This window comes from Pseudobutyrivibrio sp. YE44, assembly GCF_900104335.1.
In the GTDB taxonomy this organism is placed as follows: domain Bacteria; phylum Bacillota; class Clostridia; order Lachnospirales; family Lachnospiraceae; genus Pseudobutyrivibrio.
Genome location: NZ_FMXT01000001.1, coordinates 721,114 through 743,676, shown reverse-complemented (window position 1 = coordinate 743,676; position 22,563 = coordinate 721,114). Strand labels below are relative to the sequence as shown.

At 38.8% G+C, this 22,563-nt stretch carries 25 protein-coding genes; 23 read left to right on the top strand and 2 right to left on the bottom strand.

All coding sequences use genetic code 11. The features are described from left to right. Nucleotides 1-8 precede the first annotated feature (8 nt). The 5 genes from BLR54_RS03450 (at nt 9) to alr (ending at nt 5,280) form a co-directional block, all read left to right on the top strand. A complete protein-coding gene (locus tag BLR54_RS03450; protein ID WP_143008395.1) occupies nt 9-758 on the top strand; it encodes a sce7726 family protein in 750 nt (249 codons plus the stop codon). 87 nt (nt 759-845) lie between these two features. Next, nucleotides 846-1,604, top strand: a complete 759-nt coding sequence (locus tag BLR54_RS03445; RefSeq protein WP_090416945.1) for a response regulator — start codon at nt 846-848, stop codon at nt 1,602-1,604. A gap of 116 nt (nt 1,605-1,720) precedes the next feature. Continuing rightward, nucleotides 1,721-3,220, top strand: coding sequence for an ABC transporter permease subunit (locus tag BLR54_RS03440; RefSeq protein ID WP_090416943.1), 1,500 nt, complete (start codon nt 1,721-1,723; stop codon nt 3,218-3,220). 15 nt (nt 3,221-3,235) lie between these two features. Further along, complete coding sequence (locus BLR54_RS03435) at nt 3,236-3,973, top strand: amino acid ABC transporter ATP-binding protein (protein ID WP_090416941.1); 738 nt, start codon at nt 3,236-3,238, stop codon at nt 3,971-3,973. Nucleotides 3,974-4,110: 137 nt separating this feature from the next. Next, complete coding sequence (alr, locus tag BLR54_RS03430; protein ID WP_090416939.1) at nt 4,111-5,280, top strand: alanine racemase; 1,170 nt, start codon at nt 4,111-4,113, stop codon at nt 5,278-5,280. Between the two features lie 113 nt (nt 5,281-5,393). On the opposite strand, the gene BLR54_RS03425 is transcribed toward alr, so the two are convergent. Then, on the bottom strand, nt 5,394-5,942 hold the full coding sequence (locus tag BLR54_RS03425) for a YgjV family protein (protein ID WP_090416937.1): 549 nt from the start codon (nt 5,940-5,942) through the stop codon (nt 5,394-5,396). A gap of 155 nt (nt 5,943-6,097) precedes the next feature. Between BLR54_RS03425 and BLR54_RS03420 the strand changes: the two genes are divergently transcribed. The 4 genes from BLR54_RS03420 to BLR54_RS03405 all read left to right on the top strand — a co-directional run bounded on the left by BLR54_RS03420 (nt 6,098) and on the right by BLR54_RS03405 (nt 9,839). Beyond that, nucleotides 6,098-6,565: a LeuD/DmdB family oxidoreductase small subunit gene (locus tag BLR54_RS03420; protein ID WP_090416935.1), complete on the top strand. Its 468-nt coding sequence runs from the start codon at nt 6,098-6,100 to the stop codon at nt 6,563-6,565. A 123-nt stretch (nt 6,566-6,688) separates the two neighbouring features. Next, nucleotides 6,689-7,936: a 3-isopropylmalate dehydratase large subunit gene (locus BLR54_RS03415; RefSeq protein WP_090416932.1), complete on the top strand. Its 1,248-nt coding sequence runs from the start codon at nt 6,689-6,691 to the stop codon at nt 7,934-7,936. 162 nt (nt 7,937-8,098) lie between these two features. Then, the gene (locus BLR54_RS03410) at nt 8,099-8,584 is read left to right on the top strand and encodes a LeuD/DmdB family oxidoreductase small subunit (protein ID WP_090416930.1); all 486 of its coding nucleotides are present in this window, start codon (nt 8,099-8,101) and stop codon (nt 8,582-8,584) included. Nucleotides 8,585-8,597: 13 nt separating this feature from the next. Continuing rightward, on the top strand, nt 8,598-9,839 hold the full coding sequence (locus tag BLR54_RS03405) for a 3-isopropylmalate dehydratase large subunit (protein WP_090416928.1): 1,242 nt from the start codon (nt 8,598-8,600) through the stop codon (nt 9,837-9,839). A gap of 102 nt (nt 9,840-9,941) precedes the next feature. Here BLR54_RS03405 and BLR54_RS03400 read toward each other — a convergent pair whose 3' ends face one another. Next, the gene (locus BLR54_RS03400) at nt 9,942-10,874 is read right to left on the bottom strand and encodes a GTP-binding protein (RefSeq protein ID WP_090416926.1); all 933 of its coding nucleotides are present in this window, start codon (nt 10,872-10,874) and stop codon (nt 9,942-9,944) included. Between the two features lie 97 nt (nt 10,875-10,971). Here BLR54_RS03400 and BLR54_RS03395 point away from each other — a divergent pair, with 97 nt between their 5' ends. The 14 genes from BLR54_RS03395 to BLR54_RS03335 all read left to right on the top strand — a co-directional run bounded on the left by BLR54_RS03395 (nt 10,972) and on the right by BLR54_RS03335 (nt 22,551). Then, complete coding sequence (locus tag BLR54_RS03395) at nt 10,972-11,904, top strand: carbohydrate kinase family protein (RefSeq protein ID WP_090416925.1); 933 nt, start codon at nt 10,972-10,974, stop codon at nt 11,902-11,904. Between the two features lie 102 nt (nt 11,905-12,006). After that, nucleotides 12,007-12,135, top strand: a complete 129-nt coding sequence (locus BLR54_RS15150; protein ID WP_255396672.1) for a hypothetical protein — start codon at nt 12,007-12,009, stop codon at nt 12,133-12,135. 78 nt (nt 12,136-12,213) lie between these two features. Further along, nucleotides 12,214-12,828, top strand: a complete 615-nt coding sequence (locus BLR54_RS03390; RefSeq protein ID WP_090416923.1) for a cyclodeaminase/cyclohydrolase family protein — start codon at nt 12,214-12,216, stop codon at nt 12,826-12,828. 11 nt (nt 12,829-12,839) lie between these two features. After that, the gene (locus BLR54_RS03385) at nt 12,840-13,694 is read left to right on the top strand and encodes a bifunctional 5,10-methylenetetrahydrofolate dehydrogenase/5,10-methenyltetrahydrofolate cyclohydrolase (protein ID WP_090416921.1); all 855 of its coding nucleotides are present in this window, start codon (nt 12,840-12,842) and stop codon (nt 13,692-13,694) included. A gap of 97 nt (nt 13,695-13,791) precedes the next feature. Next, nucleotides 13,792-14,478, top strand: coding sequence for a PilZ domain-containing protein (locus BLR54_RS03380; protein ID WP_090416919.1), 687 nt, complete (start codon nt 13,792-13,794; stop codon nt 14,476-14,478). Further along, a complete protein-coding gene (locus BLR54_RS03375) occupies nt 14,468-15,397 on the top strand; it encodes a hypothetical protein (protein WP_090416917.1) in 930 nt (309 codons plus the stop codon). The genes BLR54_RS03380 and BLR54_RS03375 overlap by 11 nt, the downstream gene beginning before the upstream one ends. A gap of 107 nt (nt 15,398-15,504) precedes the next feature. Further along, nucleotides 15,505-15,963 (top strand): HD domain-containing protein, encoded by a 459-nt coding sequence (locus BLR54_RS03370; RefSeq protein WP_090417300.1) that lies wholly within the window; start codon nt 15,505-15,507, stop codon nt 15,961-15,963. Between the two features lie 117 nt (nt 15,964-16,080). After that, nucleotides 16,081-17,280, top strand: a complete 1,200-nt coding sequence (locus BLR54_RS03365) for an efflux RND transporter periplasmic adaptor subunit (RefSeq protein WP_090416915.1) — start codon at nt 16,081-16,083, stop codon at nt 17,278-17,280. Further along, nucleotides 17,280-17,984, top strand: coding sequence for an ABC transporter ATP-binding protein (locus BLR54_RS03360; protein ID WP_090416913.1), 705 nt, complete (start codon nt 17,280-17,282; stop codon nt 17,982-17,984). The genes BLR54_RS03365 and BLR54_RS03360 overlap by 1 nt, the downstream gene beginning before the upstream one ends. Further along, nucleotides 17,968-19,533, top strand: coding sequence for an HlyD family efflux transporter periplasmic adaptor subunit (locus BLR54_RS03355; protein ID WP_176761842.1), 1,566 nt, complete (start codon nt 17,968-17,970; stop codon nt 19,531-19,533). The genes BLR54_RS03360 and BLR54_RS03355 overlap by 17 nt, the downstream gene beginning before the upstream one ends. Nucleotides 19,534-19,536: 3 nt before the next feature. Continuing rightward, on the top strand, nt 19,537-20,790 hold the full coding sequence (locus BLR54_RS03350) for an ABC transporter permease (RefSeq protein WP_090416909.1): 1,254 nt from the start codon (nt 19,537-19,539) through the stop codon (nt 20,788-20,790). Between the two features lie 81 nt (nt 20,791-20,871). Beyond that, complete coding sequence (locus BLR54_RS03345) at nt 20,872-21,627, top strand: exodeoxyribonuclease III (protein ID WP_090416907.1); 756 nt, start codon at nt 20,872-20,874, stop codon at nt 21,625-21,627. Nucleotides 21,628-21,820: 193 nt separating this feature from the next. Then, entirely contained in the window at nt 21,821-22,297 is a 477-nt protein-coding gene (locus BLR54_RS03340; RefSeq protein ID WP_090416905.1) for a DUF2975 domain-containing protein, read from the top strand. A 20-nt stretch (nt 22,298-22,317) separates the two neighbouring features. Further along, nucleotides 22,318-22,551: a helix-turn-helix domain-containing protein gene (locus BLR54_RS03335; protein WP_090416903.1), complete on the top strand. Its 234-nt coding sequence runs from the start codon at nt 22,318-22,320 to the stop codon at nt 22,549-22,551. Nucleotides 22,552-22,563: the final 12 nt, after the last annotated feature.

Sequence of the window (22,563 nt, the reverse complement as noted above, 5' to 3'; positions counted from 1 at the left end):
AAGCATTTATGCTGAAGGATAAGGATATAAGAGAAGCTCTGTTTGATTATCTGGAGCTTGAATATAAGAAGGCTAGATTTTACGAAGAAAAGATGATTGGAAAATCCAGAGCAGATGTATTTATGGTTATAGATGACGCTCTGGTTGGTATTGAGATTAAGTCTGATGCTGACACCTACACCAGATTGGAAGGTCAGATAAAGGATTACAATCGATATTTTGATTATAATATTGTGGCTGTTGGAAGTAGTCACGCTTTACATATCGAAGAGCATGTACCTGATTTCTGGGGAATAATCACTATTGATGAGGTGGATGGAAAGCCTGATTTTTATTTCCTTAGAAGGCCAGAACTTAATAAGAAGGCGAAGATAGAAAGAAAGCTTGATCTTTTGTGGCGGCCAGAACTTTCTATAATATTGGAAAGGTTTAACATGCCAAGCTACAAGGCTTTGGGAAAACCATCCGTCAGAAAAAAGATTATTGAATGGACAAAGCTTCCTCTTACAAAGGTTGAGATTACAAGGCGTAAAAAAGAAGCAAAGGATAAAGGTGTTGAGCCTGTTATTCCAGAAACAAGAATTCAAAAGGAAGAATTAAACGCTGTTATTAGTGAGCTCCTTTTTGAACGTGATTATGAAAAAATGCTTGCAGATATAGAGGAATATCGCAAGGCTAAAAATCCCAAAAAACGGGCACCTAAAAAATCTACCAGAGTAAGAAGAGTTAGAAGATTAGCTAAAAAAGCGACAAAATAAACACATTTAAATGCTAGAATGTACTAGTGAAAGTTTAGATATTTGTTATGTAGATATCTTATTAATTGTTGCCGGAGGTTAACAGAAATGGGATCAAATAGCGTAATGATTATTTGTCATAAGGAGACCTTTATTATTAGAGTGCTTCTTAAAAAGCTTGCAGATGCAGAAATTAGCGCTTTTTGTGTATCACCTAATATAAATCTTATTGAGGAAAAATGGTCTGATGCAGGTCTTATAACTTTCTACTTGGAAAATGATGAAAACTTGCATGAGGATTTGCTTAGGTATGCTGTTGATAAGCTTCGCGACAATAATAAGCAGGCAGTTTTAATTGGTGAGGCTGCTGAGACTGATGAATTAAAACGTCATATAGCTCCAGAATTAATATATAAGGTATTACCTAGACCATTAGATTATGATAATTACATTTCTACGGTAAATGAATATTATAATAAGGCTGCTTCCGACGAGCTGAAGAAGAGCATTCTTGTGGTGGATGATGATCCAAGCTTCATGGGAGTTGTCAGGGAATGGCTAAAGGATGATTACAAGGTTTCTATGGCCAATTCTGGACTTAGAGCTATAAAATGGCTGGCTAGTAACAAGGTTGATTTGATTTTGTTAGATTACGAGATGCCTGTTACTGATGGGCCTCAGGTTCTTGAAATGCTTAGGGCTGATGATGAAACTAAGGATACTCCAGTTATCTTTTTGACTGGTAAGGATGATAAAGAAAGTGTAATGTCTGTGGTAAGTCTTAAGCCTCAGGGGTATGTGCTAAAGAGTGCTGGAAAAGATGAGCTTATGGGTAAGGTTAAAATGTTCTTTACATCACGTATATAACTGAAAAAACAATCTAGATTAAAAAAATAGCATGAAAGTGCTATTTTTTTATTGATATTTATTCAAAATGTGATAATATAGTTGCATAAAAATACATCAAAGAGGAATAATTATACATGAAAAAGAAACTATCCTTAATCCTTTTGGCTCTTACAGCAGCCTTAATGATAGGTTGTGGTGCCAAGGAAGAAACAAAACAAGTTAAAACCTTAGACGATTTAGAGGGAGCAAAAATCGGTGTTCAGCTTGGAACAATCGGTGATATTTATGCTTCAGATTATGAAGGAGATGAGGCAGGTACAGTTGTTGAGCGTTATAATAAAATTGCTGACGCTGTTCAGGCTCTTAAGCAGGGCAAAGTTGACTGTGTTATTGTTGATGAGCAGCCTGCAATAGCAAGTACTGCAAATGAAAGCACACTTGTTATCTTAGACGAGCCATTTGCCCTTGAGGAATATGCTATCTGTATCGCAAAGGATAATGATGAGCTTCTTACAAAGGTGAATGAAGCTTTAAGTGAATTACAGGCAGATGGTACAGTTGACCAGATTATTAACAACTACATCGGTGATGATACAAAGGGTACATGCCCATATGTTAGTCCAGATGATGTTTCATATGATAATGGTACACTGGTTGTTGCTACAAACGTAGCCTTCCCTCCATATGAATATTATGACAAGGGCGAGCCTGTTGGTATCGACATGGAGCTTATCACTGCAATTGCTGACAAGCTTGGAATGCAGGTTAAGGTTGAGGATATTGAGTTTGATAGTATTATTAATGCGGTTGATTCACACAAGGCTGATGTTGGTATCGCTGGTATGACAAAGACAGAAGAGCGTCTTAAGTCAATCAACTTCTCAGAATCATACGTAACTAGTAAGCAGGTTATTATTGCAAGAGACCCATCACTTTCAGGTGACGGAATCGGATTTGTTGATAATTTAAAGAGAAACTTTGTAGATGATGACAGATGGACATTCATCCTTAAAGGTCTTGGAAACACACTTATCATAGCTTTATGTGCTGTTTTAGCAGGTATGATCCTCGGCTTCTTGGTAGCAATTGTTCGTGTTACTTATGATAAGACTGGTGGATGGGCTTTCCTCAACACAATTTGTAAGCTTTATCTTGCAATCATCCGTGGAACTCCAATGATGATTCAGCTTTTGATTATCTACTACGTTGTATTCAAGTCAGTTAGCGTGCCAAAGCTTTTAGTTGCAATCATTGCATTCTCTATTAACTCTGGTGCATACGTTGCTGAAATCATGCGTGGTGGTATCATGTCAATTGATGGTGGTCAGATGGAGGCTGGACGAAGCCTTGGTCTTAATTACAAGCAGACAATGACCTCAATCATTCTTCCACAGGCTGTTAAGAATGTGCTTCCAGCTCTTGGAAATGAGTTTATTTCTCTTATTAAGGAAACATCAATCTGTGGTTATATTGGACTTATGGATTTGACTCGTGGTGGTGATATTATCAGAAGTATCACATATGAGCCATTCCTTCCACTGGTTGCAGTAGCGTTGATTTACCTTCTTCTTGTACAGCTTTTAAATCTTGGAGTTGGTAAGCTTGAAAAGAATCTTAGAAAGAGCGAAAAGTAAAGTCGGAGGATTAACATGAGTAACGAAATTTTAATAAAAGTTGAGAACCTTTCAAAATCCTTCGGGGATAATGAGGTTCTATCAAATGTAAATTTGCAGATTGAAAAGGGAGAGGTTATTGCCATAATCGGACCTTCTGGTTGTGGTAAGTCAACCTTTATCAGAACTCTCAATCAGCTAGAGGAAGTAACAGGCGGTTCGATTTATTTAGATGGTGAGGATATCACTAAAAAGGGAGTAGATATAAATAACGTACGTAGCCGTGTGGGAATGGTTTTCCAGCATTTTAATCTTTTCCCACATCTCACTATCAAAAAGAATCTTACACTTGCTCCTGTAAAGCTTGGTCTTATGACTCAGGAGGAAGCAGACAAGAAGGCAGATGAGCTTTTAGAGCGAGTTGGACTTGCTGAGAAGGCTGATGCATATCCAGATAGTCTTTCAGGTGGACAGAAGCAGCGTATTGCAATTGCTCGTTCCCTTGCAATGAATCCAGAGGTTATGCTTTTTGATGAGCCAACTTCAGCCCTTGATCCAGAGATGGTTGGAGAAGTTCTTGCTCTTATGAAGGAGCTTGCTGATGATGGAATGACCATGGTGGTTGTTACCCACGAGATGGGCTTCGCAAAGGAAGTTGCAGACAGAGTACTTTTCTTTGATGAAAAAGGAATCAAGGAAGAGGGCACACCAGCTGAGATTTTCGAATTCCCACAGAGCCAGCGACTCAAGGATTTCTTATCTAAAGTGTTGTAAGCACTGGCTATATTATAAAGCCTTCTCCCTGAGTAGAAGGTGCCCGAAGGGCGAATGAGGTGTTTGTTATACACCTCTTTTTTTTATGCTTTAAAAGAGTATAATAAAAGTTAATTGCTGATAGGAGAGTTATAAAAATGGAATCTACACTTAGAAGAACATGGGCGGAAATCAATCTAGATGCAATCGCCTATAACTATAAAAAAATCCGTGAGAAAATTGGACCTAATGTGAAATTTCTTGGAGTTGTAAAGGCTGATGCTTATGGTCACGGCAGTATTCAGGTGGGACAGCTTTTGGAGGATATAGGTGCCGATTATCTTGCTGTTAGTAGTGCTGATGAAGCTTTGGAGCTTAGAGTTAATGGAATAAAGATGCCAATCCTTATCCTTGGACACACACCAAAGGAGCAGGTAGGTCGTCTTATTGAATACAATATAACACAGGCTATCACCTGTAAGGCAAAGGCTGATGAATACAGCGCCGAGGCCCTTAAGTGTGGAGGAAAGCTGAAGGTTCACATTAAGGTGGACACAGGAATGTCTCGTCTAGGTTATCTTTGCGATAATGGATATTTTGATACTGGTGTTGAAGGTATTGTTGAGGCTTGTAATATGCCAGGTCTTGAGGCTGAAGGAATCTTCACACACTTTGCTGTTTCTGATGAGCATGGTCCTGAAAACGATAAATATACAAAGCATCAGTTTGAGCTATTCATTAATGTAATCAATTCAGTGGAAGAGAAACTTGGAAGAAAGTTTTCTATTAGACACTGTGCAAACACTGGAGCAACAGTTCGTTTCCCTGAGACATATCTTGATATGGTACGTCCTGGTCTGTTGCTTTACGGCTATGGTGAATTTGCTAAGGAAATGGGCCTTAAGCCGGCTATGACTATGAAAACCACTGTTAGTACCATAAAGATTTATCCAGCTGGAAATGCCATAAGCTATGGTGGAATCTTCGTTACAGACAAGACCACTCGTATCGGTGTAGTTCCATATGGATATGCGGATGGATTCCTTCGTTGTCTTTCAAACAAGTGTAGTCTTTACACAAAGGAGGGGCCAGCAAAGCAGGTTGGTAAAATCTGTATGGATATGTGCATGATTGATATTACAGATATGCCATCGGTAGATGTTGGAAGTGAAGTGGAGATTTTCGGAGAGAAGAACTCTATTGATGAGCTTTCTGAAATCGCAGGAACAATTCCATACGAATTAACCTGTGCGGTTTCAAAGCGAGTCCCACGTGTATACTATCGTGATGGTAAAGTCGTAGAAAAAGAATTAATGTTACGCATGTAATTAAGAAGTAAAAGTAAAAGCAACTTGTAGCTATCAATCTATAGAGTTACTCAAGTGAAACATTTTGCGTTGATCTGAGTAATTCTATGGATTGAGAGCGTAACAAGTTGCTTTTAAAATGGTTCTTTTTTATCTTTGAGGATTCTGTATACCCCAATCAGACTAGTTACCAATGAGAAGCAGTCGAAGGCGAATACTGTCCAGTTGCTTAATATGAAATCATAAGTACCGAAGCATAGGATGCTTCCTATACAACCAAGCTTAATAACCATATCCTTCTTAGAGCTTAAGGTGAGGGTGATGAGAGTGGCTGCTAAGAATGGAAGCCAATCCATTATTCCGTGGACACCCGCCTTCATAGGAAGGAAATTGAACCATACATTGTAAAGTGAAATGTAAGTAATCAATCCCTGAAGGACAATGAAAAATATCTTAAGAGGACGATTTAGATTCCACTTGAGACAGACCAAATTTCTCAAAAGACTAACCATGTTACCAACTACAGCAGCGATACCACCGATGCAGGCGTAAGAAATGGTAAACAAGATAAACTGTATATTCTGCGCAATAAGAATGTTGCGCTTTCTCTTTAAATATCCTATTGCAACCATTAGGATGCAGGCCAAGATAGCAAAAATTTGACTAATAATAAATCTATCCATAGTTAACTCCTATTTTAATAATTTTTCCAGACCACTATAATATAACATAAGAATATGTAAAAAAAGTTTTTAATAGGAAACAGTTGATTTACCTCTTTAAATCGCTAAAGAATTAAGCTAAAATAATACAATAAATTAAACTATTAGGAGGAAATATGGGCAAGGTATTTAGATTTCACAAAGACGTAGATACTGATCAGATTATTGCATCCCAGTATCTACTATTCCCAACAATAGATGAAATGAAGGACCACACCTTCGAGTCCCTAAATTCTGACTTTGCTAGTCAGGTAAAGCCTGGAGATTTTGTTGTGGCTGATGAGAATTTCGGTTGTGGTTCTTCAAGAGAGCAGGCACCTAGTGTACTAAAAGCACTTGGGGTAAAGGCTGTTATTGCTAAATCCTTTGCTCGTATTTTCTATCGCAATTCCATTAATATTGGCATGCCGGTTATTGTCAGTAAGGAGCTTTACGATGTTGTAAAGGATGGGGATGAGATGGAGCTTGATTTACAGGCTGGTGTAATTACTGTTGATGGAAAGCAGTATTCCTGCACTAAGCTCCCTGCGAAGATGCAGGAAATCCTGGACGCAGGCGGACTCCTAGCGTCGTTGAATCAGTAAATTGTTTAGAATAAGCAAAGTAGGCATCAAGCTCTTAGATCTCTCAAGCGAAGCTTTCTATAGCTGAGCGGAGAAATCTAAGGCTTGTAGCCGTGACTTTGCGTGTTATAAGGAGATTTGATTATGGGAATGACAATGGCTGAGAAGATAATTGCTGCTGCCGCAGGCGTGGAGTCCTGCAAAGCTGGCGATATTGAAACAGTTACTATAGATAGACTGATGAGTAACGATGGCACTACCCATCTTACTATTGATATGTACAATAATTTAAAGAATCCTCGTATCGCCGATGTAAATAAGCTGGTTTGGATTATAGATCACAACATTCCAGCCGACAGTCCAAAGACAGCTGCCAGTCATAAAAAGATGCGTGATTTTGCAAAAGAGCATGGTATTACGTTTTATGAGGGTGAGGGTGTTTGCCATCAGGTTATGATGGAGAAACATGTTCGTCCAGGCGAGCTAATCTTTGGTGCCGATTCACATACTTGTGCCTATGGAGCACTTGGTGCTTTTGGTACAGGTGTAGGTTGTACAGATTATCTTTATGGAATGGTTACAGGAACATCATGGTTGTTAGTGCCTGAAACAATTCGTTTCAACCTTCATGGGAAACTAAAAAAAGGTGTTTATGCGCGTGATTTGATTCTTACTATTATTGGAAGAATCAGCGCTAATGGTGCAAACTACAAGGCTATGGAGTTTGCAGGAGAAGGCCTTCATGAGCTTTCAATTGCAGACAGAATATCAATCTGTAACCTTTGTGTTGAGGCAGGTGCAAAGACTGCTCTTATGGAAGTGGATGATGTGGCTATGGATTATCTAACTACCCATGGTCGTGAGCCTAAGGCTCTTTACAAATCAGATGAGGATGCTGTATTTTCAGAGGTTTTTGATATTGATTTGTCTGAGATAGAACCAATAGTTGCAAAGCCTCATTTTGTAGACAATGTTGTGCCTGCAAAGGAATGTGAAGGTGTAAAGATTGACGAAGCTTTCCTTGGAAGCTGTAACAATGGTCGAATCGAAGATTTACGTGTAGGCGCACAGGTTATTAAGGGCAAACATGTTGCCGATAAAGTGAGATTTCTGGTGGTCCCTGCCAGCCGCGAGGTTTATAAGCAGGCCTTGGAGGAAGGTTTGTTAGATATCTTTATGGAGGCTGGAGCTATGGTTATGAATCCTAACTGCTCTGTATGTTGGGGGGCATGCCAAGGAGTAATCGGTGAGGGTGAGACTTTGATTTCTACCGGCACTCGCAACTTTAAAGGACGAGCAGGCCACAAAGATTCTTTCGTATACCTTGCGTCCGCCGCTACCGTAACCGCATCCGCCGTACGTGGATGTATATCTACGGCAGAAGAAGTGTAGAATATTAAGTGAGCATTCCCTATGTAGAAGTTGGTAAGCGCGAGCAGGAAGGCTCCATGCAAACAAGGAGGGACCCATTTATGGGAGGATACCTTGTGAAGTATGGAAGGTGGCCTGCGGGAGCATGTAAGAGTATATGGGAATGCGGACTAGGAGATTAGTATGTTTAATGCAAAGATTTGGAAACTAGGAGATGATATAGACACAGATATCATCCTTCCTACGGAGTATTTAGCATTTGAAACAGTGAATGAAATGAAGCCTTATGCTTTCAGCCCACTGAGACCAGATTTAGCTAGCAAGATTCAGCCTGGTGATATGATTGTGGCTGGACATAACTTTGGTTGTGGTTCTTCGAGAGAGCAGGCACCAGAAGTAGTGAAGGCGCTAGGCGTGTCTTGTATCGTGGCAAAATCCTATGCAAGAATCTTCTTTAGAAACGCCATAAACAATGGACTTCTACTTATTGAACAGCCGGATTTATATGATGAGGTTCAAGAAGGAGATATGGCCCAGGTAGAGCCTGGTAAAGAGATTATTGTAAATGGGAAATCCTATGAGATTGCAAATCTTCCAGACAACTTAATGGAGATTTTAGAAGCTGGCGGTCTTGTTAAAGCCATGAGAAAACGTAACGGATTAGATTAAAATTGGAGATGTTATGGGACACACACTTATTGAAAAGATAATTGGAAACAAGGTTGGACATGAAGTTAAGCCTGGAGATATTGTTACTGTAGACGTGGATTGGTGCATGATTGATGATATTATGGCACCTTTTGCTATACAGAAATTCGAAGAAATGGGATTTGATAAGGTTTATGATCCAAACAAGATCGTATTCATCTATGATCATTTCCTTCCAGCAACTCAGGTGGATGATAGCAGACATTTTAGAATTGCTGACGAGTTTGCAGATAAGCACGGTCTTAAGAATGTTCATCGTACAGATGGTATCTGTCATCAGCTTATGACTGAAGCAGGGTATGTAAAGCCAGGCGATATTGCCTTTGGAACTGACAGTCACACTGTTACTTATGGCTGCGTAGGAGCTTTTTCTACTGGTATTGGCTATACAGAGATGGCTGGTATCCTTGGAACAGGCCAGCTTTGGGTAAAGGTTCCAGAGACCATTAAGGTAGAAATTGATGGAACTCTTTCTGGAAACGTCACTTCAAAGGATATTATTCTAAAGATTATTGGTGATTTGACAGCTAGTGGAGCAACCTATCAGGCTATAGAATTTACAGGAAGCACAGTTGATGCAATGAGTGTTGCTAGCCGAATGACTATGGCTAATATGTCTGTAGAAGCTGGTGCAAAATGTGGTTTGTTTGCTCCAGATGAGAAGACCTGCGATTATTGTAAGATACCATATGATGATAAGGTTAAAGCTTTGTTTGGAGATAATGACGCAGAGTATTCAAAGATACTTAGATATAGGGCAGAGGATTTCGTACCTGTTTGTGCATGCCCATCCTTGGTGGATAATATTAAGCCCGTTTCTGAGCTTAAGGGTACAAAGGTAAATCAAGTCTTTTTGGGTTCTTGTACCAATGGACGTTTGGAGGATTTAAGAACAGCTGCTACAATTCTCAAGGGAAAGCATGTTGCTCCTTTTGTAAAAATGATTGTTACACCTGCAAGTAGAAAGGTTTATCGCCAGGCCCTTGCAGATGGAACGCTTGGTATTCTTTCTGATGCTGGGGCTATAATCACAACACCTGGCTGTGGCTTATGTTGTGGACGTGGAGGCGGAATCCTTTCCGACGACGAGGTGGTAGTATCCACAAACAATCGTAACTTCCTTGGACGTATGGGTACTAGCAAAGTTAAAATATATTTGGCTAGTCCAGCCACCGCAGCTGCGACGGCAATTGCAGGAGAAATTGTAGAAGCCTAGAAAAGAAAAAACTCTGGTAGGCATCAAGCTCTTAGTTCTCTCAAGCGAAGCTTTCTATAGCTGAGCGGAGAGAATCTAAGGCTTGTAGCCGTAACCAGAGTTTTATTTTGTAAAGAATTCCTTAACTTTATCTTCTGCAATTTCTTCGCCGATTACGATGAAGACCTGCTGGCCAACAGGCATCTCGGTTAGCGTAAAGTCTGCTTTGGTCGCATTAAATTGATACCAAGTATCGTTTTCCTGGAAGAAGCCCTTAGCTCGAAGGATAGTTCCAAAGGATGGATCAGACATAAGTGTATCAATCTTTTCCTTTAGACCGTCTTTCTTTAGTGGTAGTTCGAGGAAATAAACAGTTTTAAAGCCGGTATCGTCTGTTCCCAATTTCTTTATATAGGAATGCTTGCTGTAGCCGCAGCTGGCAAGACTTTCATAATCCTGTTCAGTTAGATTGTTCCAATCTTTATCAAATATAATTGAATCAATATCCTTATCAAGCTTTGCCTTATCAGCTGCAGCCTTAAGATGAGAGATTGTATTGTTAATAGTGTCAGTATCAGTAAGCTGAGTTCGGCTGAGAACAATTTTTCCAGCGTTGGCAATTTGTGATGCCAAGAAGAAATCTGAATCTTCAGAAAGAGAATCTTCAAGCTTTGCATCCACGATGGTGATTACATTTCCAATTTCATACCAACGGTCAAGTGGCTCATCCCTTAGAGAATCAAAAAACTCATCAACATCAAAAATACCGGAAGGCTCAATAATAACACGGTCGTAGCCGCTCATACCCATAGATATAAGCTTTGTCTTAAAACGACGGCGGTGACAATCGGCATCACAGCCTCCGGCAACCATTTCAAGCTCACAGTTTTCTGAACGAAGATCATTAAGTAGGAGCATATCAACATTTACTGCTCCGTAGTCATTTTCGAGAATACCTATTTTCTGCCCCTTATCTAGAAAATATTGAACGTATTTTTTTAGGAAAGTGGTTTTTCCACTTCCAAGAAAACCTGTAATTAAATCTACTTTTATCATTTTTAGCTCCATCCAAAACTAATTTATCACAATTACTTGATATTATAACATGTAGTGTTATAATCAAAAATACTATTTTTATAAGGAGTATATATTCATGGGAATCGTTGTTTTAGGTGCAGTATTTATCGATATTAAGGGACATTCAACAGCTAGCTATATTCCAGCTGGTCGAAACGTTGGAACTGTTGAAGAGGTTCATGGTGGTGTTAGTAGAAATGTTGTAGAGGACATTGCAAATGTGGAGCTTCGTCCTACTTTTGTCAGTCTTGTAGATGAAAGCGGTATTGGTACAGGTGTCCTTGATAAGCTTAACAATCACAAGGTTGATACAAGATTTGTTCGTAGAACTCCTGATGGAATGGGAAAGTGGCTTGCAGTTTTCGATAATCATGGTGATGTAGTTGCTTCTATTTCTAAGCGTCCTGACCTTTCTGTTATCAACGATATTTTGGATGAAGAGGGAGATGAGATTTTTAAGGATGCTGACAGTATCGCCCTTGAGATCGATATGGAAAAGGATACTATCAAGCGCGTATTCAAGTATGCAGAGAAGTATAACCTTAAGGTATATGCTGCAGTTTCAAATATGAGCATTGCTGTAGAGCGTCGTGATTTCCTTAAGAATGTAGAATGCTTCGTTTGCAATCAGCAGGAGGCTGGAATCCTTTTCATGGATGACTATTCAGAGAAAACTCCTGATGAGATGATTGAAATCCTTTCAAAGAAGATTCAGGGTGCTCAGATTCCAAAGATGATTGTTACTTTGGGCGGTCAGGGTGCTGTTTATGCTGATATGGAAGGAAACTCAGGATTCGTTCCAGCGAGAAAAGTTGATGTAAAGGATACAACTGGAGCGGGAGATTCGTTCTTTGCAGGTGTAACAATTGGTCTTACCTATGGTAAGACAATGGAGGAGGCATGTGAGATTGGTTCTACACTGGCAGCATCTGTTATTGTTACTTCCGACAATGTATGTCCTAGATTTTTACCAAGCGAGTTTGGCATTGAAATCCCTGAAAAGAAATAATTGCAAGGTTATACCATTATGCTTATAATGAAATCTTGAAAGGATTTTGATTTTTACATGATGGACAGGGAAACAAACAGCTATAGGCAGTTGTATTTTGATATGGATGGGACAATTAAACAAGAGACTTACGTGTTTCATAGAGAAATGACTGCTGAAGAGCAGGAAAACTATGATTCCCTGGTGTCTGATTCAAATCAAATGACAATTTTTGATTTTATAAATGGATGATAAATCACTCCAAAGCTTTGAATGTCCTTCAAGGCTTTGGAGTTTTGTTTTTAGTAGAATTATAAAAGGAGAATATGTATGAGTTTAATTACTACAAGTGTTATGAATTTTACTTGTGAGCTTGCAGCTAAGAAGTCTGTGCCAGGTGGAGGAGGAGCCAGTGCTCTTGCTGGTGCAATTGGAACAGCTCTTGGAAGCATGGTGGGAGAATTTACCCTCGGTAAGAAAAAATATGCTGAGGTTGAAGATGATATAAAAGCTCTTATGAAAAAAGCTGAGGATATTCGTTTTGCTTTGTTAAAATGTATAGATGATGATGCATTTGCTTTTGAGCCACTTTCCAAAGCTTATGGACTTCCAAAGGATGAACCGGGGAGAGATGAGATAATGGAAAAGTGTCTAAAGGATGCAGCCCAGGTTCCTTTTAAAATTTTAGAGCTTGCCTGTGAGTCAGTTGAACTTCAGAGAGACTTTGCAGATAAGGGTTCAGTTATTATGATAAGTGATGCAGCTACAGGTGCAGCCTTGCTTCAGGGGGCAATAAAGGGGGCTGCTGTAAATGTAAAGATAAATACTAAATCCATGAAGGATAGAGCTTATGCTGATGAGTTAGATCAAAAGGTAGATAGTCTGGTTTCAAAGTATACAAAGCTTGCAGATGAAATCTATCAGGATGTTTGGAATAGAATGTAGGAGACTAGAAAATGGCAAAGTTATTAAAGGGAAAAGATGTAGTTGGATTGTTAAATGAAGATTTAATAAATAGAGTAAATGATTTAAATAGTAAAGGTATAGTTCCCACTCTTGGAATTCTACGTGTAGGTGAACGACCTGATGATTTATCCTATGAGAGAGGAGCAATTAAGAAATGTCAGCAGGTTGGGGTTCAGGTTCAGGTTACTGAATTACCAGCAGATGTTAGTTCAGAAGACTTTTTTGATACACTTGAAAAATTAAATAAAGATATAAATATACACGGAATTCTTATGTTTAGACCTTTGCCTAAGCATATAGATGGCGAAAAGGCTAGAGCAAGTCTTAATGCAGCTAAGGATGTGGATGGCTGTACAGATTTATCTCTTGCTGGAGTGTTCACTAATACAGACCTTGGATTTGCTCCATGTACAGCAGAGGCTGCTATGGAAATTCTCAAGTATTATGGCATAGAGCTTTCTGGAAAGAAGGTTGCCGTTATCGGTCGTTCTCTTGTAATTGGTAGACCTGTAGCAATGATGCTTATGCATGAAAATGCTACTGTTACTATCTGTCATACCAGAACAAAGGATATTCCTTCAATCACAAAGGAAGCAGATATTGTTGTGGTAGCCACTGGAAAGATGGAGTCTGTGGGAAAAGAATATTTAAGAGAAGGACAGACTGTAATAGATGTTGGAATAAACTGGAATGATGAAAAGAATAAGCTTTGTGGAGATGTTATTTTTGATGAGGTAGAGTCAATTGTTGATAGTATCACACCAGTTCCAGGTGGAGTAGGCGGAGTAACCACCAGCATCTTGGTTAAGCATGTGGTAGAAGCAGCGGAAAGAACCATATCTTAATAAATTTCTAAAAATTTTGAAAAATATGATAATTAAATGAAAAAAGCCGATTAATATTATGTATAATTAATAATATGAAAGGAACAGGGAGATATTTATGAAGTTAGAACAGCTTGAGGCTGGACAGATAGTTACTTTAGAAGTACTTATCGGTGGTTCATCCTTTGAATTGAAAACAGAGGTGGTTGGCACCAACTCCGGCACAGGTGTGCTGGTAAAGCCTTATGTTTACAATGACAGAGTTGTAGACTTTAGACATGGTGCCCCTGAGAGTATGCGCTTTGCTCTGCACTGCATTGATCCACGTACCAACGGCCGAGTTGTATGGAAGAATGTGGCTGTAAATGTGGTGAATTTTAGGGGCGTTGATTATTATGCTGTAGATTCTAGTAATTTTGGAACTATTGCAGCTTCTAGTGAAAGAAGAGAGGATACTAGAGTTATAGTTAATTCCCCTGGTTCGGCTTGTATGGAGGATGGTAGAAGATTCTCCGTTTCTGTTTTGGATGTAAGTGATGCTGGTGTTTCTTTTATAGGTAATGCAAATAGAGTCACTATAGGAGATGTGGTAGAAATCAATTTTGCTGACTCTGCATGTAATTCAGATTTCAGTCTTGCAATTAAAGCTAAAATTGTTAGGGCTGAGGTAGAAAAAAACGGGATTCTTTATGCCGGCAAGGTAATAGAAAGAGATAACAAGCTTTTAGCATATCTTTGTTTCAAGGGGATGGATGGAAAGAGCGCAAAAGCTTCAAAAATCATAAGGGATGTATATGGACGATGAAAAATTAAAACAAGAATTATTTTACATGGTGCGACTGACATCTAAGTATGATTTTTCAAAGATGCAGGTTGTAGAAGGAATTCTGAGGCTGGAAAATGAAAGACGAATTCTAGTCTCTGTTTTTGGTCGTCGTTTTAAAACACGAATATTTGATATAGCAGCAGAGGTTGCACATGATGGCAATTGCGTCATTTGCGGGCAGCCGGCTGAAAACCAGGTGATTTGTAACCACTGTATGGAGACTATCATGGCCTCCGAGTATGCTCAGGCTAGAATTAAGCCTGAAAAGAAGAAATTTAAAATTGATTTAAGTTTTCTAGCGGGCATAAAGAGTCGCTTAAAGGAAAGATTAAAGACTCTAACCATAAAGAAGAATGTTTCTGAAGAGCCAGAAGAAGCAACTTCATCAGAGGTGAATGCTTCAGTTTCTAAAAAAATAAATATAAAGTCTATCTTAGCTTACATGGCTGCAGCATTCTTGGTTTTGATACTTTGCTTCCAGCTTTGGATTTTAAAGCTATGGATAGCTATTCCAGATTATAATCCAAAAGAAGAACCACAGGTTTCGGCTTATGACTTAACCCCTGTTGCTAACGAAGAAGAGGCAAAGGCTCAATTAGCTCTTGATTTTCCAGAGGAAGAGGGTTATACCATTACCTATGGAAGAAAGGATAATGATTACACAGGTCGCTTCTTAATTGACAAGGGGGCCTGCTGTGAGGAAATAGAAGAGAGCCTTACTGATGATCAGCGCTATGACTATTTCTTTACAGATGAAGTTTATGTATTCTACATTTCTATGAATACAGAAACTGTTGCCAAGGTTGGTTTAGCAGAGGTTAACCCTGACGGTGCCATAGTTGTTATGGGTTCCTTTAATGACGGTAGAGATACAAATAGCCGTTATAGATTTAGATAGTTTTTTAAATATTTTTCTAATTTTCACGCAATGAACATATTTCTCTGATACAATACAAACATACTTCAGAGGGAAGTGTTAGGTTGTATTTTGAGGTATATGTATTTATGAAATTAAAACCAGAAGAAGAGGTGCGTTTAAATCATATTCTTGCTCCTATCAAGAATGATGAACGAGTACAGGATATGAAAAACTACATTCAGCATGGTAGAATAACTACCTTTGAACATGTTGAAAGTGTTACAAGACTTAGCTATTGGATTAATAAAAGGTTCCATTTAGGAGGCGACGACAGGGTTTTATCAATCGGCGCCTTTTTACATGACTATTATCTATATGATTGGCATGAAACAGATGACGGTCATGGACTTCATGGTTTTTCACATTCCAAAACCGCTAAAGATAATGCAGTGGAACATTTTGGAATTGGAAAACATACACAGTCTGTTATTGAAAGCCATATGTGGCCATTAAATATTACAAAGCTTCCAAGAAGCCGTGAGGCATGGATAGTTTGTGTAGCAGATAAATGTGTTTCCACTAAAGAAACATTATTGTGTCGCTAATTCTAAGGAAATCTAAAGGGGCAGTGCAATTTATTGCATTGCCTTTTTTTTAATGTTATAACTGTATTATTGGAGGTAGAACAGTGCCTACAAATAATTAGTTAAAAGGGAAATGCTATGAAGAAAAAAATAATTGCTTTAGTTGTTGTTGCCGCCTTGGCTGTCGCAGGTTTTATTGCATACAAAAAAGGTGCTTTTGATTTCTTTAAGTCTAAGGCTACTGGGGATAATTCCCAGGTCTATGTAATGTCTTTATCAGAGATAATGGGTGAAAACAGCTCATATTCCACAAATGTTTTTATGGGTGTTGTTGAAGGTCAGGAATCCACCAGCATAACAAAAAGTTCAGAACGTGAAATAGATAAGATTTTTGTTTCACAGGGAGATACTGTAACTGTAGGTACGCCATTGTTTTCATACAAGACGGATTCCTTGGAAGCTGAGAACACTCAATATGGATTTGACATTGAAACTCAGAATTTAAATATAAGTGAGTATAAAAGGTCTATTGATAAGCTTACAGAGGATATCGGAAAGATAAAGGGTGAGAAGGACGAGGATAAGCAAAAGCGTGAAGATTTGACTAACCAGATCGAAGGCTTAAAAACAGATATAGCCATTGCAGAAAACTCTATAGCTTCTACCAATGCAAAAATAGAAGAAAACAATAACAAGATTAATAATTCTACCATTAATTCCTCAGTAGACGGAGTTATTACAAAGATTGCTGATGACACCAATCCTTACACTACTGATGGGTCTTTTATCACTATACTTGCTTCAAAAGAAATGAGAGTAAAGGGCCAGATTAACGAGCAGAATGTTTGGGCTATTAATGTGGATGAGCCTGTTACAATTCGTTCCCGCGTGGACAAGGATCAAACCTGGAGTGGTAAAATCACAAAGATTGATACTGAATCCAAGCAGGAAAACCAAAACAATATGGGTGGCGGAGAGTCCTCTGAAGGTAATTCAACAAAATATCCTTTCTATGTGACCTTGGATAATAGCGAAGGTCTTATGATGGGCCAGCATCTTTATATTGAGCTTGGCCATACTGATGGTCAGGAGATGGATTTCTCAGATGGAACCTATATTTACGACTATTATCTTGCTTATGATGATGAGGGAAATCCTTTTGTTTGGGCTGATAATGGTGGAAAACTCGAGAAAAAGAAGGTTGAGCTTGGAGATTACTATGAGGAGCAGATGGTTTATTCTGTTTCCGGCATAGATAAGGATACAAAGATAGCTTATCCTATGGAGGATTTCACTGAGGGAATGAAAACTGTCAGTGGATTTGAAGGTGAAGAGTAATGATAGTTAAACTTGACGGTATAAATAAAGTATATGGCGAGTCTGGAACGGAAACCTCGGTTCCAGCATTAAATAATGTTTCTCTGTCTGTTGATGAAGGGGAATATGTAGCAATCATGGGCCCTTCAGGCTCTGGTAAAAGTACTTTGATGAATGTTATTGGATGCTTAGACAAGCCTAGCTCTGGAACGTATTTTTTTGAGGATAAGGATGTACTAAAGCTGAAGGATAGACAGATGTCAGACCTTCGCCTGCATTCCATTGGTTTCGTATTTCAGAGCTTTTATTTAATGAACGAGGAAAATGCAATTGAAAATGTAGCTTTACCATTAAGCTACGCAGGGGTACCTAAAAAGGAAAGAGAGCGCAGGGCGATTGAAGCCCTTACAAAGGTGGGCTTGGCTGACAGAGTTAAGTTTAGACCTGACCAGCTTTCCGGTGGACAAAAGCAGCGTGTTGCCATTGCAAGAGCAATAGTAAATAATCCAAAGGTTCTTCTTGCAGACGAGCCAACAGGTGCCTTGGATCAAAAGTCTGGCGCCGCTATTATGGATTTGTTTAAGCAGCTAAATGATGAGGGCACCACAATCATAATGATTACACATGATGCTTCCATAGCTAGCCATGCAAAAAAGACTTACAGAATAGTTGATGGAAAGCTATATGATGGATTGGAGGATGCAAATTATGAAGAAGATAATTAAAGTTCTCCTAATCTTAGTGGTGGTAATTGGTGTGACAGTTGCTGGCTTGTACTTTGGTTATAACTACAATAAAAGTAAGAAGGTAGCTGAGGTGGTTAAGCTAGATGACGGTATCGCTATGACTGAATACTGGGGAGATGATATTCAAAGCTATGGTCAAGTAACCTCAGAAAAGGCTCAAACCTGTTATGTTCCTGCCGGTACAGAAATCCGTTCTGTAAACGTTAAGGAAGGGGACCATGTAAATGCTGGTGATGTAATTATCTCTGTAAAAAAAGAATCAAAGGATATAGTTGATAAGGAACTACAGCTTGAAAAGGCAAAGCAGGCCTACAAGGTATCTCAGGTGAAGCTTGACCGTCTTATGAATATGACACCTTCACCGGACCCGGAAAACGTATCATCCAATGATGACACCAGAGAATATGAATATGTTTCCAGTGTGGATTATGTAGCCAAAAAAGAATTTGATAGTGGTTATGGTGGCGTATATAAAAAGGATGATGTGGTGGCAACAGAATCCTTTGATATAAATGGTAAATCTACTGATATGACCTATTATCTTTACGATCATCATGGAACTGGCGAAGATTCTGTTACAACAAAATCTTCAATTTCAAAGGATGAATATAAGGGGAAGGATTTGTCTGATGACGAGTTTATTGGAACTCAGTCAAACACATCAGTACATTCCTATATTCGTAGAACCTACTACTATGATAGTGAGCAACAAAAGGTGGTAGGCGAGATTGTTTATGACATTAATGGCGATGTTGAATACGAGCAAAAGGTTCCTACGGGGCTTTCAGCTAAGCAGATTTCTGAGGATACAGAAACTCTTCAGGCTCAGATGAAAAAGCAGGACCTTGAGATTCGTAAAATGGAGAATGAGTATGAAACTATTGTTAATTCCAAGGATAATGGTGATATTGTGGCAAAGGTGTCTGGCACTGTTTCAAAGGTGCAGGATAAAGATAATTTTAATAAAAATCAGCCATTTTTCATCATAACAGCAACTGACGAATACTATATTTCTGGAAGTATTGGAGAGTTTTATTTAGATAAGATAAATGTGGGGGATACTGTTAGCATTAACTCTTGGGAAACAGGACAAACTGCAGAGGCGGTGATTACATCAATAAGTGACACCCCTAACACCGAAGAAAACTACTTTTATAGCGGGGGAAATTCTAATACCAGCAATTATGAATTTAAGGCGACCTTTGATAAAAGTGCAGGTATTGAGATAGGCACTGCCGTTGATATTACCATGAACCCTGAAGAGGAAGGCCAAAGCGGTCTTTATATTCCTGATTATCTTATAAAAAAGGATGCTTCAGGAAGCTACGTTATGAAAATGAATGAGGCTGGAGTCCTTGAGAAAACCTATATAAAAATTGGAAAGAAGGTTTGGGGCGACATGACCCAGGTTAAGGACGGAATTACAATCGACGATTCCTTGGCATTTCCTTATGGCGTCGGAGCAATTGAGGGAATTAAATGCAAACAGGTGGATTATTTTGAAGATGGTATGGGAGGCTTAGGATAGAAGATGTTAGAAAATATACGATTAGCCTTTCGAGGTATTTGGACTCACAAGCTTAGATCTTTTCTGACTATGCTTGGTATCATCATTGGTATAGCTGCAATTATTGCTATTGTTTCTACCATCGAAGGAACAAATCAGCGAATCAAGGAGAATCTTATTGGTTCGGGTTCTAACACTGTTGATATTCAGCTTTATCAAAATGATTGGCCTTATGAAATGAGCTACAACGAGCCTCCTTATGGGGTCACTCAGATTAGTGAGCAGGTTCTTTCTGATATAAGGGAAGTTCCTGAAATTAAATCTGCAAGCAAATACACCTATCGTCAGATATATGATGGGGTATACTATCAGAATTATCCTATGAGTGGTGGATATGTTAAGGGGGTTGAAACGGACTATTTTTCAACTGCCAACTTAGCAGTTAAGGATGGTCGCCTGTTTTCCAAGGATGAGCTTGAAAGCTATAAAAAGGTTTGCGTGGTTGATGATGCTGTAGTTGAAGATTTGCTTCAAAATGAGGCACCTCTAGGTAAGGTTATTGAAATTGGAGGAGATGCCTATACAGTCATAGGTGTTGTTGGTTCTAGGTCTACCTTTGAACCTGTTATTAACAGTATGTCTGATTATGACACCTACAAGCAGGATGAATCTGGAACAGTTTATATTCCTATCACTGATTGGCCTATTAGCTATAGATATGATGAGCCTGAAAATGTTTTGGTTCGAGCTAAAACCACAGACGACATGACGGCCGCAGGAAAGAAGACTGCCGATATCCTAAATGGAAGCATACATCCTTCAGACACCACAATTAAGTATCAGTCTAAGGATTTGCTAGAGCAGGCTCAGCAGCTTCAGCAGCTTTCATCATCTACCAATAACATGCTTATTTGGATTGCAGCTATATCCCTTTTGGTAGGTGGTATAGGTGTAATGAACATTATGCTGGTATCCGTTACTGAACGTACCGCGGAAATTGGCTTAAAGAAGGCCATTGGAGCAAGAAAAAGCAAGATAATGTGGCAGTTTCTTACAGAGGCCGCCGTGCTTACTTCTTTAGGCGGAATCCTAGGAGTTGCAACGGGAATTGGTCTGGCTCAGATTATTTCTATTATGAGTGGCACACCTGTTGCTATTTCGTGGCCTGCAGCATTTATTGCGGTAATCTTTTCAATGGTTATTGGAATTGTATTTGGTATTTTGCCAAGCCATCAGGCAGCAAATCTTAATCCTATTGATGCTCTTAGAACGAATTAATAAAGCAATGCATTTTAACCCATATTCGAGTATAATTCGGATATGGGTATTTTTATTTAATCTTATAACTAGGAGGCTAGAATGAGTAAATTTATATCATGGAATGTTAACGGCTTACGTGCTGTTCTTGGAAAGAATTTTGATGAGTTTTTTGACAGCATTGATGCTGATATTTTTTGCTTACAGGAAATAAAGCTTTCAGAGGGACAGCTTGAATTGGAAAAGCCAGGATATCAAATATATTGGAACTATGCTGAGAAAAAAGGATATTCAGGTACCGCTATTTTTACTAAGAACGAGCCTGTTTCTGTTAGCTATGGTATTGGAATAGAAGAGCATGACCATGAGGGGCGTGTTATCACTTTAGAATTTGAGGATTATTACTTTATCACTTGCTATACACCAAATTCTCAAAACGAGCTTAAGCGACTTGATTATCGTATGACTTGGGAGGATGATTTTAGAGGGTATCTTTGCAAGCTTAATGAGAAAAAGGGAGTTATTCTCTGTGGCGATTTAAATGTTGCTCATGAAGAAATCGACCTTAAGAATCCAAAGACAAATCGAAAGAATGCTGGCTTTACTGATGAAGAGAGAGCTAAGATGACTGAGCTTTTGTCTTCAGGTTTTGTTGATAGCTTCAGATATTTTTATCCAGATCAGACAGACATTTATTCTTGGTGGTCATATCGCTTTAAGGCCAGAGAAAAGAATGCTGGATGGCGCATTGACTACTTCATTGTATCAGAAGATATAAAGGATAGAATGAAGGATGCAAAGATACACACAGATGTATTTGGATCTGATCATTGTCCAATTGAATTAGATTTTGAGTAATTGAAATTAATCCTAGTTATAGTTAGCTCTGACTAGGATTTTTTATATTTAGAAAAACTGAATTTTTTGAACTACAGAAAATATTTATTGTAAATCGATAAAAAAGTATTGCAAAACAAAAAGAATAGTGATATAACCATTATAGGTTAGATGAGTATTAACTCTATTTGATCAAATTTGTTGGAGGTTTGTCATGGACAACAGACTTAATAAATTCGTAAAGACGATACTTGATATTTGCTTTTGGATTGGAGTGGTCCTTGAGATAGCTGTACCTTTTGGGTTGAAGGCAGCAGTGAAGCTTGTTATGAAGCTATTAGGAGATACTACAGAGTATGCTGAGATTCTTAATCATTACCCATATGCAGTGGTTTCTATTATGCTGGTAGGTTTTTCTACTCTCATGATTCTTCGGGAGCTTAGAAAAATGATGAGGACAGTTATTAAAGATGATTGCTTTGTGAAAGAGAATGTTAATAGCTTGGTTGCAATGTCAATTTATGCATACACTATAGCAGGCCTAAAGCTTCTCAGATGCTTCGTTTATTTCACACCAGCCGCACTTATAATTGCAGGCGTGTTCCTGTTTGCTGGATTGTTTAGTCAGGTTTTGGCTCGAGTCTTTGACAGAGCTGTTGCCTATAAGCAAGAAAACGACTTTACAATTTAGTGTAGAAGGTAGGGTGCGATATGATTGTGATTAATTTAGATGTAATGATGGCAAAACGTAAAATAGGATTGACTGAGCTTGCTGGAAAGGTTGGAATTACTCTGGCGAATCTTTCAATTCTTAAAAATAACAAAGCTAAGGCAGTTCGTTTAGAGACCTTGGATGCAATATGCAAGGCGCTGGATTGTCAGCCTGGCGATATTTTAGAGTATGTAACAGACGACGATGCTGAAGAATCTGCGTCGGAGGCTTAGTAAGGAGGATAA

Coding starts and splice junctions, on each gene's coding strand:
- BLR54_RS03450 (WP_143008395.1), top strand. CDS start 9: ATGCTGAAGGATAAGGATATAAGAGAAGCTCTGTTTGATTATCTGGAG.
- BLR54_RS03445 (WP_090416945.1), top strand. CDS start 846: ATGGGATCAAATAGCGTAATGATTATTTGTCATAAGGAGACCTTTATT.
- BLR54_RS03440 (WP_090416943.1), top strand. CDS start 1,721: ATGAAAAAGAAACTATCCTTAATCCTTTTGGCTCTTACAGCAGCCTTA.
- BLR54_RS03435 (WP_090416941.1), top strand. CDS start 3,236: ATGAGTAACGAAATTTTAATAAAAGTTGAGAACCTTTCAAAATCCTTC.
- alr (WP_090416939.1), top strand. CDS start 4,111: ATGGAATCTACACTTAGAAGAACATGGGCGGAAATCAATCTAGATGCA.
- BLR54_RS03425 (WP_090416937.1), bottom strand. CDS start 5,942: ATGGATAGATTTATTATTAGTCAAATTTTTGCTATCTTGGCCTGCATC.
- BLR54_RS03420 (WP_090416935.1), top strand. CDS start 6,098: ATGGGCAAGGTATTTAGATTTCACAAAGACGTAGATACTGATCAGATT.
- BLR54_RS03415 (WP_090416932.1), top strand. CDS start 6,689: ATGGGAATGACAATGGCTGAGAAGATAATTGCTGCTGCCGCAGGCGTG.
- BLR54_RS03410 (WP_090416930.1), top strand. CDS start 8,099: ATGTTTAATGCAAAGATTTGGAAACTAGGAGATGATATAGACACAGAT.
- BLR54_RS03405 (WP_090416928.1), top strand. CDS start 8,598: ATGGGACACACACTTATTGAAAAGATAATTGGAAACAAGGTTGGACAT.
- BLR54_RS03400 (WP_090416926.1), bottom strand. CDS start 10,874: ATGATAAAAGTAGATTTAATTACAGGTTTTCTTGGAAGTGGAAAAACC.
- BLR54_RS03395 (WP_090416925.1), top strand. CDS start 10,972: ATGGGAATCGTTGTTTTAGGTGCAGTATTTATCGATATTAAGGGACAT.
- BLR54_RS15150 (WP_255396672.1), top strand. CDS start 12,007: ATGGATGGGACAATTAAACAAGAGACTTACGTGTTTCATAGAGAAATG.
- BLR54_RS03390 (WP_090416923.1), top strand. CDS start 12,214: ATGAGTTTAATTACTACAAGTGTTATGAATTTTACTTGTGAGCTTGCA.
- BLR54_RS03385 (WP_090416921.1), top strand. CDS start 12,840: ATGGCAAAGTTATTAAAGGGAAAAGATGTAGTTGGATTGTTAAATGAA.
- BLR54_RS03380 (WP_090416919.1), top strand. CDS start 13,792: ATGAAGTTAGAACAGCTTGAGGCTGGACAGATAGTTACTTTAGAAGTA.
- BLR54_RS03375 (WP_090416917.1), top strand. CDS start 14,468: ATGGACGATGAAAAATTAAAACAAGAATTATTTTACATGGTGCGACTG.
- BLR54_RS03370 (WP_090417300.1), top strand. CDS start 15,505: ATGAAATTAAAACCAGAAGAAGAGGTGCGTTTAAATCATATTCTTGCT.
- BLR54_RS03365 (WP_090416915.1), top strand. CDS start 16,081: ATGAAGAAAAAAATAATTGCTTTAGTTGTTGTTGCCGCCTTGGCTGTC.
- BLR54_RS03360 (WP_090416913.1), top strand. CDS start 17,280: ATGATAGTTAAACTTGACGGTATAAATAAAGTATATGGCGAGTCTGGA.
- BLR54_RS03355 (WP_176761842.1), top strand. CDS start 17,968: ATGAAGAAGATAATTAAAGTTCTCCTAATCTTAGTGGTGGTAATTGGT.
- BLR54_RS03350 (WP_090416909.1), top strand. CDS start 19,537: ATGTTAGAAAATATACGATTAGCCTTTCGAGGTATTTGGACTCACAAG.
- BLR54_RS03345 (WP_090416907.1), top strand. CDS start 20,872: ATGAGTAAATTTATATCATGGAATGTTAACGGCTTACGTGCTGTTCTT.
- BLR54_RS03340 (WP_090416905.1), top strand. CDS start 21,821: ATGGACAACAGACTTAATAAATTCGTAAAGACGATACTTGATATTTGC.
- BLR54_RS03335 (WP_090416903.1), top strand. CDS start 22,318: ATGATTGTGATTAATTTAGATGTAATGATGGCAAAACGTAAAATAGGA.